This is a genomic window from Synechococcus sp. PCC 7335 (assembly GCF_000155595.1).
Taxonomy (GTDB): Bacteria; Cyanobacteriota; Cyanobacteriia; order Phormidesmidales; family Phormidesmidaceae; genus Phormidesmis.
On the sequence record NZ_DS989904.1, the window covers coordinates 473,940 to 485,679 of the forward strand.

General features: G+C 48.3%; 12 protein-coding genes. 3 read left to right on the forward strand and 9 right to left on the reverse strand.

Annotated features, from left to right (window positions below):
• The first annotated feature begins 14 nt into the window (after positions 1 to 14).
• Entirely contained in the window at positions 15 to 1,445 is a 1,431-nt protein-coding gene (gene pntB / locus S7335_RS02080) for a Re/Si-specific NAD(P)(+) transhydrogenase subunit beta (RefSeq protein ID WP_006454519.1), read from the forward strand.
• 230 nt (positions 1,446 to 1,675) lie between these two features.
• Entirely contained in the window at positions 1,676 to 3,319 is a 1,644-nt protein-coding gene (locus S7335_RS02085) for a glycosyltransferase family 39 protein (RefSeq protein ID WP_006456059.1), read from the forward strand.
• A 40-nt stretch (positions 3,320 to 3,359) separates the two neighbouring features.
• On the opposite strand, the gene S7335_RS02090 is transcribed toward S7335_RS02085, so the two are convergent.
• From S7335_RS02090 to S7335_RS02125, 8 genes are all read right to left on the reverse strand, one after another.
• On the reverse strand, positions 3,360 to 4,334 hold the full coding sequence (locus S7335_RS02090; RefSeq protein ID WP_006453927.1) for a putative 2-dehydropantoate 2-reductase: 975 nt from the start codon (positions 4,332 to 4,334) through the stop codon (positions 3,360 to 3,362).
• A gap of 45 nt (positions 4,335 to 4,379) precedes the next feature.
• A complete protein-coding gene (locus tag S7335_RS02095; RefSeq protein WP_006456475.1) occupies positions 4,380 to 5,057 on the reverse strand; it encodes a HEAT repeat domain-containing protein in 678 nt (225 codons plus the stop codon).
• A 114-nt stretch (positions 5,058 to 5,171) separates the two neighbouring features.
• Positions 5,172 to 5,996 (reverse strand): HEAT repeat domain-containing protein, encoded by an 825-nt coding sequence (locus S7335_RS02100; RefSeq protein WP_006454413.1) that lies wholly within the window; start codon positions 5,994 to 5,996, stop codon positions 5,172 to 5,174.
• A 236-nt stretch (positions 5,997 to 6,232) separates the two neighbouring features.
• Positions 6,233 to 6,721, reverse strand: a complete 489-nt coding sequence (cpcA, locus tag S7335_RS02105; RefSeq protein ID WP_006453677.1) for a phycocyanin subunit alpha — start codon at positions 6,719 to 6,721, stop codon at positions 6,233 to 6,235.
• Positions 6,722 to 6,852: 131 nt separating this feature from the next.
• Positions 6,853 to 7,371: a phycocyanin subunit beta gene (locus tag S7335_RS02110; protein WP_006455556.1), complete on the reverse strand. Its 519-nt coding sequence runs from the start codon at positions 7,369 to 7,371 to the stop codon at positions 6,853 to 6,855.
• Positions 7,372 to 7,794: 423 nt separating this feature from the next.
• Entirely contained in the window at positions 7,795 to 8,541 is a 747-nt protein-coding gene (locus tag S7335_RS02115) for a phycoerythrobilin:ferredoxin oxidoreductase (RefSeq protein WP_006455613.1), read from the reverse strand.
• Between the two features lie 35 nt (positions 8,542 to 8,576).
• The gene (locus S7335_RS02120) at positions 8,577 to 9,332 is read right to left on the reverse strand and encodes a 15,16-dihydrobiliverdin:ferredoxin oxidoreductase (protein ID WP_006454017.1); all 756 of its coding nucleotides are present in this window, start codon (positions 9,330 to 9,332) and stop codon (positions 8,577 to 8,579) included.
• Positions 9,333 to 9,574: 242 nt separating this feature from the next.
• Positions 9,575 to 10,150 carry a phycobiliprotein lyase gene (locus tag S7335_RS02125; RefSeq protein WP_038015449.1) on the reverse strand — a complete coding sequence of 192 codons (576 nt, stop codon included), beginning with the start codon at positions 10,148 to 10,150 and terminating at the stop codon, positions 9,575 to 9,577.
• A 94-nt stretch (positions 10,151 to 10,244) separates the two neighbouring features.
• On the opposite strand from S7335_RS02125, the gene S7335_RS02130 reads away from it, so the two are divergent.
• Positions 10,245 to 11,063, forward strand: coding sequence for a pentapeptide repeat-containing protein (locus S7335_RS02130; protein WP_006453975.1), 819 nt, complete (start codon positions 10,245 to 10,247; stop codon positions 11,061 to 11,063).
• A 29-nt stretch (positions 11,064 to 11,092) separates the two neighbouring features.
• Here S7335_RS02130 and S7335_RS02135 read toward each other — a convergent pair whose 3' ends face one another.
• Positions 11,093 to 11,704, reverse strand: a complete 612-nt coding sequence (locus tag S7335_RS02135) for a phycobiliprotein lyase (protein WP_006455690.1) — start codon at positions 11,702 to 11,704, stop codon at positions 11,093 to 11,095.
• Between the last annotated feature and the right edge of the window lie 36 nt (positions 11,705 to 11,740).

Below are 11,740 nucleotides of genomic sequence, written 5' to 3' on the forward strand. Positions count from 1 at the left end.
AAAAGGAAATAATCATGACGAATAATTTAGTGACGCTAGCCTACATTACGGCTATCGTACTGTTCATTTTGAGCTTGGGAGGTCTTTCCAATCAGGAGAGTGCAAAGCGCGGTAATCTGTACGGCATTATTGGCATGGTGCTTGCAATCGGCGCGACTGCCTTTGGCGCAGGGCTAACGAACTATGTGGCCTTAGTCAGCGTATTGATTCCCGGTGTGGCTATCGGCGCGCTGATGGCCTCTCGCGTGGAGATGACGGCGATGCCCGAGCTAGTTGCCATGCTACACAGCTTCGTCGGCCTAGCGGCGGTGCTAGTCGGCATCGGCAACTACTTACAGCCTGATGCCGCTCTAGTCGGCGCAGAAGAAACCATTCACCTAGTGGAAATCTATGTAGGTGTGTTTATTGGCGCAGTGACCTTTACTGGCTCTGTTGTTGCCTTTGGAAAGCTAAAGGCAATCATCAGCAGTAAGCCGCTGACTTTGCCCGGTCGGCATCTTCTAAATATTGGTTTGTTAGTCGGCACAGTCGCGCTTGGTGTAGTTTTTATGAACGCAGCAAGTTCTACTGGGAGTACTAGCCTGTTTGCTCTATTAGGCATGTGTGGTCTAGCCGGGTTGCTAGGAATTCATCTAGTCGCGGCAATCGGTGGTGCGGATATGCCGGTAGTGATCTCAATGCTAAACAGCTATTCTGGCTGGGCAGCAGCGGCAGCGGGCTTCATGCTCTCGAACGATCTGCTGATCGTTACCGGTGCCTTGGTAGGTAGTAGCGGCGCAATTCTTAGCATTATTATGTGCCGAGCAATGAATCGTTCTTTCCTAAGTGTGATCTTAGGTGGCTTTGGTAATGCGCCGGTAGCCAAGGGCAGCAGCAGTGCACCGGGCGGTGAAGCAACTTCGACAACAGCAGCCCAGACCGTTGAGCTGCTAACACAAGCAGACAGTGTGATTATTACACCGGGATATGGCATGGCAGTAGCCCAAGCGCAGCACGCAGTAGCGGACATCACAAAGATTCTGCGCAATCGCGGCACCAAGGTTCGATTCGGCATTCACCCAGTCGCGGGTCGCTTGCCAGGGCACATGAACGTGCTGTTGGCTGAAGCCAATGTGCCTTATGACATTGTGTTAGAAATGGACGAAATCAACGAAGATTTTTCTAGGACGGATGTGGTTCTAGTCATTGGCGCTAACGACACGGTGAATCCAAGCGCGCTAGATGATCCAACTAGTCCAATTGCAGGCATGCCTGTGCTAGAAGTCTGGCAAGCGCAGACTGTAGTAGTGATGAAGCGCAGTTTGTCAGTTGGCTATGCAGGCGTAGACAATCCCTTGTTCTACAAAGAAAATACGCAGATGTTGTTTGGTGATGCCAAAGCGAATGTCTCTGCGATTCTAGCGGAGATGCAAAAGTCGAAAGTCCCAGCGATGGCTTCTGCCTGATATAGCGATCGCAGACATATTTCTCTAATCATTAAATAAGTAGGGATACTGAACATGAATTGTTCGGTATCCTTTTTCTATTGCAGTTTTTCCTAATTTTTTTCTAATTATAGTTAGACGTCGTTCTTTAGCTTGAGGCGTCTAACGTTCTCTTCAAATTAAGGCAGGATATCATCTTGATACCTTTTAGAAGGCCAGAGCGCTGGTGGAGCAATTACTTGAGGCTGCTTGTGATTAGCGCTTTAATCCTTTCTGTCATTTTTCGATTGGGAAATCTAGCGACAAAGCCATACTGGGAAGACGAAGTCTATACTTCGGTACGAGTTTCCGGCTACCGGCTAGGAACTATTCAAGGCCAGCTCGATCGCAGAGTTGTTTCGATCGAATCGCTCTCCCAATATCAAGATGTTGCCAAATCAGGTCGTTCTTGGAGCGATAGCTTCAATGCTTTGTTGAACAGACCAGAGCACGCACCGCTTTACTTTGTGCTAGCTAGAGCGTGGGCACAGGTTTTTGGTAGTTCGGTAGGAGCTATGCGGGCACTTCCAGCAGTGATTGGGCTGGTTACCCTGCCGCTCTTTTATTGGTTTTCTCGGCTATTGTTCAATTCTTCCATCACGGCTAATATCACGCTTTGTTTAGCATGCGTTTCTCCAATACTGATCCGTCAGGCCCAAGAAGCACGCCCCTACAGTCTCTGGATGGCCGGCATTTTAGCTTCTAGTGCTATGCTGCTTAGCGCCCTACGCAGCAACAAACGTAGCGCTTGGATACTCTATAGTTTGACAGTTGCTTTGGTGTTTTGGACTCATCTACTCTCAGGTTTGGTGTTTGTCATACATAGTCTCTACGTTCTATTTTTGCGTAGGTCTGCGGCAACAGGCTTCGAAACAGCAGATATTCGTCATCCGAATGTAGAAAAGATCACCACGTCCCCTTTAGAGAGGCTAGCCTTCCAAAGGCCTCTAGTAGATCGCTCGCGGTTCATACATTTTCGCAAGTTTCTATTAGTTGGAATGGCGACAATTTTGCCATGGCTATACCGAATGTTCTACCGGTTTGACTCGGTTCAGGTGGCTACCGAGTGGCAAAACACAAGCTTGCCTTTAGGTGCTTTGATGAGCGGATGGACAAACAACATTAGCCATCTTGCTTTTTTCTGGATGCCACGCGATCGCTGGCTGATATTCGCTTCTTTCTGGGTACTTGTGTTCGCCTGGTGTGTGTCTCTTCTGCTATCAAAAACTCAGCTAAGACAGTGGCTGCTACCCATTTTGCTCTGCGTCGTCCCTAGTATTCTATTGATAGGTCTCGATCTGCTGTTTGGGGGAATTAGATCCCTGACTCCCCGCTACTTCATCCCAGCCTATTTAGGTGCAATTTTTATATTAGGCTTTGGGCTTAGCTCTAATCTTTCTCAATTACAAAACTCGCCGACCGCAAAGAGATATTGTTATTTTCAATGGGGTCTATTTCATATCATTTTGATTATGATGATATCCGCCTCGTGGAACAACCTACACTCCCCTGTCTGGTGGAAGGACAGCCATCTACGTTCTGTGAAAGTCGCTCAAACCGTAACCCAGTCTGAATCACCTGCCACCATTGTTTCAGATTATCGCCTTGGCAATTTCATGTCAGTTGGGCTACAGCTAAGACCAACCGATCGTTTTTTGTGGTTTCGTAAAGCAGGGATTACAGATGAGGAAGTTGACATAGATAAAATTGTTGGTAGTTCTGACAACGTTTTTCTATTTTTACCTTCAAAGAGTTTACTCAACCAAATCGAAGATGGTTTGGTAGAACGACACCTAGCTATTGAACAAACAGAGATAAAAGATCTTTACGCCTTAAGTAAGCCGGTATCGCCATAAAGGATTTAGCTCAGACTCCTCATAGCAATGCTGGCTTACTTCACAATTTTCGATTTCGTCTATCGAGAAAGGTTAGCTGTTGCTTTAGCATGACCATCGTTGGTGTGTCTACACCTAGACTGCGAGCAACACGAACGGGACTACCTAGAATGGCGGCAATTTCGAGCGGACGTTTTTCGTCGTAGTCTATTTTCATGCTAGTGCGGTAAGGGGCCATCGTCTCTGTATGCGTCAGCATTCTATCGATAATATCAGCAGGAAGATAACGCTGGCCGCTAGGTGAAATCGACTCGCCCCAAGCGTTTGCCGTAGTAACAACTTCTTGCATCAGGGTAGTAATTAGCAATCGCACACTAGCATCTGCCATCATCGCCGCTGTGGTTGCCTCTAGAACGACCGACAGTCCATTGTAGGGCACATTCCAGACCAGCTTTTCCCACCGTGCCATCGGCAAATCATCTGTTGTATCTACTTGGACAGAGGCGCTTGTAAAGTCGGAGGCGATTTCCTCTAGTAGAGGCGTCGGCGCACATCTATGGTTCTGCGAATTGTATACACCTAGAAGAATTCTGCCATAATCCAAATGACGAAAGTGGCCAGGCGCTACTTGGTTTGAGCAGATAAAACATAGCCCTCCGCAGATAGCTGGCACTGGCAAACCACTCTGGTTTAGGTACTGGGCGATCGCCGCTTCTACGCCAAACCCGTTTTGCAAAGAGAGAATCGCAGCGCCTTCGTTCAAGGGTGGTAACAGCTCGGGTAAATTGACATTTTGTGTTGTCTTCAGGGCAACCACTGCAACATCAACCGGCGGTATATCTATCGGATTGTTGTATGCATCAACGTGAGACAGCTCGAAATCGCCGTCAATTGACTCTACTCGGATGCCATGGTCTTTGACAGACTCATAGCTACTACGTAACAAGAAGTGAACATCAGCGCCAGCTTGCTGAAGACGAGCTCCGTAGTAGCCGCCGATGGCTCCAGTGCCAATGATTGCATAGCGAAGAGACATAGAAATGAGCGGTGAGTAGCGAATACCTGGTAGGGAAAGGTCAATCTAACTGTTCGATGGGCTAAGCGATGGGCTAAAAGACTGAACTTGTGTAAGTGCCCATTGAGCACGGGCCTGTACAGCTAAGGTATCGTCTTCTTGAATACGCCCTTGTAACCCAGATACAATTGGCTCTGTCAGCTCCGTCAGACCCGCTTGGATAACTGCGATCGCCAAACCTTGCAATCCCACTACAGCCGCGTATCGAACCACCCATTCAACATCTTCTAGCACAGTTAGCAGCGTTTGTATGGTTCTAGTCTGGTTTGCTCTTCTTTTCTCTTCCGGTAGTTTTTCCCACTGAATCGCACCTAGCCCCCTAGCGGCGGCTCGCCTAACGCTTAGCGAAAAGTCTTCTACCGCAGTCTCTAAGATCAAGTCAAGTCCTCGCGGATCGCCAATCCCTGCTAATACTCTTAAGGCCCAGGCGCGAGCACCGTAATTGTAACCATCAATTTGAGTCAACAAAGCTGAGGCTGCAGGCGTACCAATCTTGATCAAACCATCGACCGCTGCTACTGCCGCCCCCGGATTGTTGTATCCCAACACTTGAATGAGCGTATCGACCGCCCCCTCATCGGATAGTTCAGCTAAGGCCTCTACTGAGTCGAGCAATCCTTGTGCAGAATCAGCGGCCTCTACTGCCCGGAGCCTCTCTTGAAGTAGCCTGTTAGAATCTGACATGATCTCAATGAATCAAAAACGGGTAGAGGTTGATAACAAGAGCTATTAGCCTAGAACTGAAACTATGCTGTTGCAGCTGATAGACACCGCAACTAGACAATTGCAACAGAGCAACTAAAGCAACGAATCCATCAGTTCCATAACAGGCCGTGTTCTAGCAGAAACTAGCATAGAAGCAGCAGAGATTTCTTTCTCCAACAGTCCTTTGAGCGCAATCAGTTTAATACTGTTCTCTGCTAAGGTTTCGGCAACAGCTCTCGCCGCAGGCAAATAGCCAATCTCGCCCAGGTCCAACAGCGCCGAGCGTCGCAGTTGTAAATCGTCACATCGTAGCGTTTCAACCAGCTTTTCGGCATAGCTAGCTTGACCCGTGAGCTGATACATTGCCCTAGCGGCTGCGTTCTTAACCTGCACCATCTCGTGGGCTAAGAAAGGCTCGATAGCAGGCACAGTTTTGGCATCACCCAGCGCTCCTAGCGCTTCTAAAATAGCGTTATAGGGTTGAACCAGGTGAGGTTTTCCAGGAATTTCTACAGCCGATTCTACGCCACCGGCTAGAAGAGAAAGCAGCTTTTCCACGCTTTCAGTTGCACCAAGCGACTCTAATGACTGGGCCGCCGCTTCGCGAACGTAATAATCCGAGCAGTCTAGCGATTTTATCAAGGCGGGTACGACTGATGGGTTGCCCACTTTTCCTAATGCCCTAGCAGCGTTGCGTCGTAGTGGAAATCCGCCATCGGGCGCACGATTTTGACTATCTTCTAGCGCTTCGAGCAATAGAGAAATCACCTCGGGTTCGCCAGTTGCAAAACGACCTAGCCACCAAGCGGCATAGTAGCGATCGCCGATATCCTCTGTTTGCTTTAGGTTGGCGATCGCCTGCTCAAGCGTTATCTGCGGCGCAGCCTCATTTAGTTCTGACTCGTCAGCTACAGCCATCACACTTAAAAATCTTTTTCACAAACTTTCCCAAAAACTTTCTCAAGCGTCCACTTCAAAAGCTCCGCTTAACTATCTCTTTCAAATACATATACACACAGCAAACCCAGAGAAACAAACAACCACTAGACGCTTCCAGTAATCGCATATTCCTCTGGGTGAAAAATTGAAGCCTAACCACCTGTCTATCAACCAAAAGTTAATGAATCAGAGGCTAGAAGCGTCAATTTAGCTAATTAGCTAAGTGCGTTAATAGCGTAGCTGATGTATGTGTTTGCTTCAGTAGCTGCATCACCAGACAAACCATGGTTCGCTTTGATGTGGTTGAGCGCTTCGACATACCAGCTAGGGGAAAGGTCAAAAGTCTTGTTGATCTCAGCAAGACCAGAAACCAAGTAGTCATCCATAGGACCCGTACCGCCAACAATCAGGCAGTAAGTGATCATCCGGAGGTAATAGCCGATATCACGAACACATTTGTCCTTACCACGCTGATCAGCAGCGTACTGAGGACCCTGCATCTGAGTTGTGTAAGGGAACTTGTTGTAAACAGCTTGAGCCGCACCAGAGGCTAGGCTGTCAGACTTTTGGGTCAGAGCGCGTGCAGCTTCGAGGCTAGCTTTTGCCTGACCAAAGCGACCAAATGCAACTTGCATTTCAGTCGAACTGAGGAAACGACCTTGAGAATCAGCAGCGGATACTGCTTCAGTCAAAGGAGTTTTCATCTTTAAAGATCTCCTAATTGAGTTTTAGACGGTTTAATTGTTTAGCTTGATTGCTCGGTACGCGCTAGAGCACGAAGTTTTAAAGGGTAAAACTTTCGCAGTCCAAAACACAGACCATCTACCAAGCAAGACTATGCAACAGCAGAAGATGCACGATCGAAGTAGCCACCGAGTTCAGCAAGCAGGCTGCTGCAGTCACCGTTAGTCACATTGCTGTTGTCGCCTGCGATCGCAAGTGCAGCAGCTTTCATCTTCTCGACGCCAGTTGCAACAGAGCTACCAGGTGTGCCCAGAGCAACATAAGTCTCACGCAGACCGTTGAGGCAACGATCGTCTAGTACGCTGGCATCGCCAGAGAACATTGCGTAAGTGACATAGCGCAAGATGATTTCCATATCGCGCAAGCAAGCAGCCATACGACGGGAGGTATAAGCATTACCACCAGGCTGGATTAGCTGGGGCTGCTCAGCGAACAGAGAGCGAGCGGCATTAGCAACAATGGAAGATGCATTGTTAGTGATACCGTTAACGACATCCATTCTCTTGTTGCCATCGGCAACCATCTGATCTAGCGCATCTAGCTGGGACGCACTGATGAACTCACCACGTGTGTCAGCTTGTGAAACGACCTTAGCAAAGGCATCAAACATAGATCCTAATTCTCCTTATATCTGGTCATGAAACGGGGTTTCTGACCGGGTTCTTGTTTTTGAAAAGCCCGTTACGTCACCATCTTCCTTCAGATGGTTTCGTTCGGGTTGAGCAATGACCTCAGGTAATATCTTAGAACTTTTGAGAGAGGATTTACACCCTTCTAAAGCGATCTAAGAGAGATAAAGACCGTCAGCAAGTTGCTGTTCCCGTAATAAAAGATTAGGACGGATACGACACGAATCTAAGAAAATTCAAGAAAGTTCATAATAGCCAAACTTATCTGAAGAGCAGGCCCAGCAAGCATTTTCATTCAAAGAACAAGAGGAACCCAGAGTGCCACTACAGCACTTTGTCTCTAATTATTCAGTTTTTGTTACAAAAGTGCGCTTAAGCGAAAACGGACTTGATATTGAACAGCGCTAGGCAGCGATGCGAGCGTCTTTTTCTAGATCAAACAAGAAACCATGAATATAAGCTTCTGTCCACTCTGCGCCGTAGAACCGAGTGAGCATGCCTCTGGCAGGGTCTTTTTCTGCGCGATAGCGAGCGTAGCTAAGCTGAGAGGCTTTAATCTCACTTAGCCGCTTTGAATCGGTGATAGGTTCAGCCGCCTGGACAAACTTGATATACATCTTCAAGTAGTCGTTGAAGGCGTCGAATACATTGGTTTCTACCGTTTTAGTCTCAGCCGGGCGGGTCCATAGAAAAGCCGGAGAAAAGAACGCTTGAGCTTCTTCTGGAAAGTCTCCACCCCATGGCAACTCAGCCTGATAGCGATGAAAAGTTTCCATCAAAGGTTGGGAGTACTTTGCCTGATAGTCTTTTGTTTGGAACAACGGCTGCATGTCAATAGCAATCAGATGCCCTCCCGGAAGGGTGACCAAATCTGCGCCAAAAAAAGGCAAATCGTAGTTTAGCTCCGGGAAAATAACGAAATTGAGCACCTGAAGTGCCGCGCCGCCTTGCACATGAGCCGCGCGAATCTGCCTGAGCTTTGGAGCTTTGGCCCCGTAGCTAGTCGTCGTGACGATCGCTTCGCGTTTGCCCTTACCAGTGACGGCACTTTTAGACTCGAACCCAGCAGGAATAAGGTAGGGGCTGATATCTAGGTTCTCTTCTAGTAGTGCGATCGCTTTCGCTAAGAAAGGCTCATAGATTGTGGTCATTACTTACTTTGATACTCAGCTTAATTTGGGACGACTTAGCTTGCACTCACAGCGGCGATCTCAGCAGTCGTAACGCTAGCTAAAGGCACAGCATCTTCAAACAAAAAACCATATAGAAATCGCTCAGACCATTCATGGCCAAAGTAGCTGCCAAATAGCCCAGAGGCAGGGTCTCTTTCGGCGCTGTACTGGTCGTAGTCTTTTTGAGCTTTGGCAATGCGAGCCATAGCCGCACTATCGGTATCAGGCGCGGCGGCATCTAGCATTTGCCAATAGAGCTGAAGGTAGTCCTTAAAGGCTTCTAGCACCCTAGTCTTAACTGTTTGAGGGTCCGTCTTGGCAAAGAGCAAGTACTTAGAGAAATACTGGTTGGCATCGTAGAACTTCATTTCTAGGTTCTGCGACAGGTCTGGATACTTATCGTGTAGTACTCGCAAAGGTTCAATGTACTTTTGCTGATAAGCCTCGTCTTGGAACAGCGGCTGGAAGTCCATCACGATGAGGTTCTTGATTGAGCCAAATGAGAGGAAATCGATGCCTAAAAGCGGTAAGTCGTATTGATGTCCAGGATAGATCACGCTGTTGAAGATTTGAGCGCTAGCTCCAGCATCAATGTAGGTATAGCGAACCTTGCGCAACTGCTCGCACTGATAGCACCAGCTTTGGATAGTGGCTTGATTACGACCCCTTTGGCTGACATTGCATTCTAGGCCTGCTGGAATAGCTCTTTTAATCAGATTGAATCTTTGAGAAAGTGAACTTTCTAGATGCGCTTGAAAAGGGCGATACATTATCTAGCTGTGTTTTATAAAAGGACGCTATGCCCTCTCACAATACGAGATTGCAGTCGGCGGTTAGCTGATTATGAAAGACAAAGATACATTCCTTAATGAGAGAAAAGTAGCCCTTTACCTTGTTTTCCTCTGGCCAGTTTGGTGCTTCCCCTGGTCGGTTTGGTGCACAGTAGATGCACAGTATTCGATGCGCAGTGGTGGAACAAACAAATCAATCTAGCAGCAGAACATAGGACGAATTATTCTCTCAAATGTTTTGCTGCTAGGGCAGTAACATCTTCTGGTGTGACAAATCGCTTCTCTGAGCAATAAGTCATCAGGTTGACGCCATTCATCATGCGGGCAGTACTGACCCTGACTCGAAAATCATCCGTTAGGAACCAGCAGCGTTCTTGACCTTGATTAGTTTCATAGTCGGTGTCAATGGTGAGGACGCCGTCTTGGCCAAACCAGTAGCGGCTGACAACCGGGATAGTTTCTACGTAGCCGCGATCGCGCACCAATCTCCCCGACAGCCCACTTTCATCGTCTGGGACATCCACGAGTACCGCTGCTGAAGAGCTAGGCGCATTCTCTGAAAGGTTAGCCTGCCAAGCGAAGCTCGCCCCACCCGTTGCTAAATTCGGATCGATCTTTTGAGACTTACAGATATCAATCACCCGCTGATCGCGAGCGGCAACGACGCCTACGATCAAATTTGACTCACCCGATTCGTCCGCCACCACATCGAAATGATGTACTGTACGCTGCGTAAACCAAACGCCCTCACTTTTACGAAAGAACGCCATCATCGACATGGGGGGATTCAAAAGCATTGTTTCAAACGAGTTGATAGTTTCTAGAAAGAGTGTACTAAGTGGGGGAAAGCCTGTAATTCTATTAATTAACAGTATCCACCTTATATAAACGATGGTTTCTCACCAAGCAGACTCGCTTAACATTGCGCCTAGGGCAAATCTTGTCAACGCTAGCCTATCGGGCTTTGACTTATCCGCTCAAGATCTTTACAGAGCAAACCTAGCGGGCGCAGACCTATCCGGCGCAAACCTTCAAGAGACTGCCTTAGTCGGCGCCAACTTAACAGGGACTAATCTAGCAGGCGCAAACTTGCAGTCGGCTGACCTACGGGGAGCCGCTTTGCAAGGGGCAAATCTAAGAGACGCTGATCTAACCAGTGCTTATCTATATCGCAGTGATTTGCAAGGCGCGATCCTGACTAGGGCAATCTTATCGAACTCGGCGCTAAAGCTAGCGCTATACGATCGAGAGACTCAGTGGCCTGAAGGATTTCAATACAAGCGCTGTGGTGCAGTTGGACCAGGCGCTGCGCTTAATGGGGCGTATCTAAATACTGCAGATCTCAAGGATGCTGATCTGAGCGACGCTATGTTGCTAGGCGCTTACTTAAGCGGAGCAAATCTCAGTGGCGCGAACCTATCCGGCGCTGGTTTAGCGGGTGCAAATCTACAAAAGGCTTTTTTAACAGGTGCGGACCTATCCGGTGCGAGTTTATCTGGCGCAGAACTGCAGCACTCTGACTTTCGAGCAACCAATTTGACCGATGTCGATATGACGAGCGTTGGCAGTATTGCGGGTGCAGACTTTAGCGGTGCAGTAGGTCTTACTGAAGCAGGACGCTCAAAGCTACTTAGTCATGGTCAAGCAGAGCTAAATGAATGGAATGCCTATACTCGCAAGACGACTTTGCAAAGCCTTCAGAAGCAATAGGGAGCAGGTCTGCTCCCTATTTACCACACTTAGCTTATCCGTTTTTCTAGATACTGACCGATCATCACTTCCTCACCTGCACGGGAGATGATAGTCTGCCTCGTTCGATAGTTATCACCCACTAGCTTCAGCTCTTCTTCAAAGGACGAACCGCCATACTCAGTGCGCAAGAGCATTGTGTAGTCATCTTTGAACCGATAGTTTGCAGTCACAGGCTTGGAAGTCGCAAAACCGCGATCGCGGTACATAATATCGTCGCGAATGCCGAAGACGGTCTCGCCAATGGAAGGCTTTTTGCTAGGGCTAATATAGGTGCTTTCCCAGGTAACCTTTACACCGCAAATCATCGGGAAGGTAAGCTCATGGCGCTCACCTAACGCAGCAAGTTCTGGATGATCGTTTTCTAGAAAGGCGATACTAATCTCACTAACGACTTCTTGAGTCTGGTCGTTAGCAAGGGTGTAGTAGCGGCGGCGCGACTGCCAGTTACCGACTGAACGCCTAAAAAAGGCGATCGCCTGCGCCTCTATCTCCGTGACTGTGCCGCCACCCTGCGTTGCCGAGACAGCCTCCAAGGCAGCTGTTTTCTCAGCGCCTGCTCCGGCATCTGCATGGGCAGACTGTTGCGTAGATATGACCATCGAGACTTTTCCTCAAGTTGGAACCTGCATATACAG

Bases quoted from the DNA above. Each gene is read 5' to 3' on its own strand.
- S7335_RS02110 (WP_006455556.1), bottom strand. From the start codon at position 7,371: ATGTTTGATGCCTTTGCTAAGGTCGTTTCACAAGCTGACACACGTGGT.
- S7335_RS02130 (WP_006453975.1), top strand. From the start codon at position 10,245: ATGGTTTCTCACCAAGCAGACTCGCTTAACATTGCGCCTAGGGCAAAT.
- S7335_RS02135 (WP_006455690.1), bottom strand. From the start codon at position 11,704: ATGGTCATATCTACGCAACAGTCTGCCCATGCAGATGCCGGAGCAGGC.
- S7335_RS02120 (WP_006454017.1), bottom strand. From the start codon at position 9,332: ATGTATCGCCCTTTTCAAGCGCATCTAGAAAGTTCACTTTCTCAAAGA.
- S7335_RS02115 (WP_006455613.1), bottom strand. From the start codon at position 8,541: ATGACCACAATCTATGAGCCTTTCTTAGCGAAAGCGATCGCACTACTA.
- S7335_RS02125 (WP_038015449.1), bottom strand. From the start codon at position 10,150: ATGCTTTTGAATCCCCCCATGTCGATGATGGCGTTCTTTCGTAAAAGT.
- cpcA (WP_006453677.1), bottom strand. From the start codon at position 6,721: ATGAAAACTCCTTTGACTGAAGCAGTATCCGCTGCTGATTCTCAAGGT.
- S7335_RS02095 (WP_006456475.1), bottom strand. From the start codon at position 5,057: ATGTCAGATTCTAACAGGCTACTTCAAGAGAGGCTCCGGGCAGTAGAG.
- S7335_RS02100 (WP_006454413.1), bottom strand. From the start codon at position 5,996: ATGGCTGTAGCTGACGAGTCAGAACTAAATGAGGCTGCGCCGCAGATA.
- S7335_RS02090 (WP_006453927.1), bottom strand. From the start codon at position 4,334: ATGTCTCTTCGCTATGCAATCATTGGCACTGGAGCCATCGGCGGCTAC.
- pntB (WP_006454519.1), top strand. From the start codon at position 15: ATGACGAATAATTTAGTGACGCTAGCCTACATTACGGCTATCGTACTG.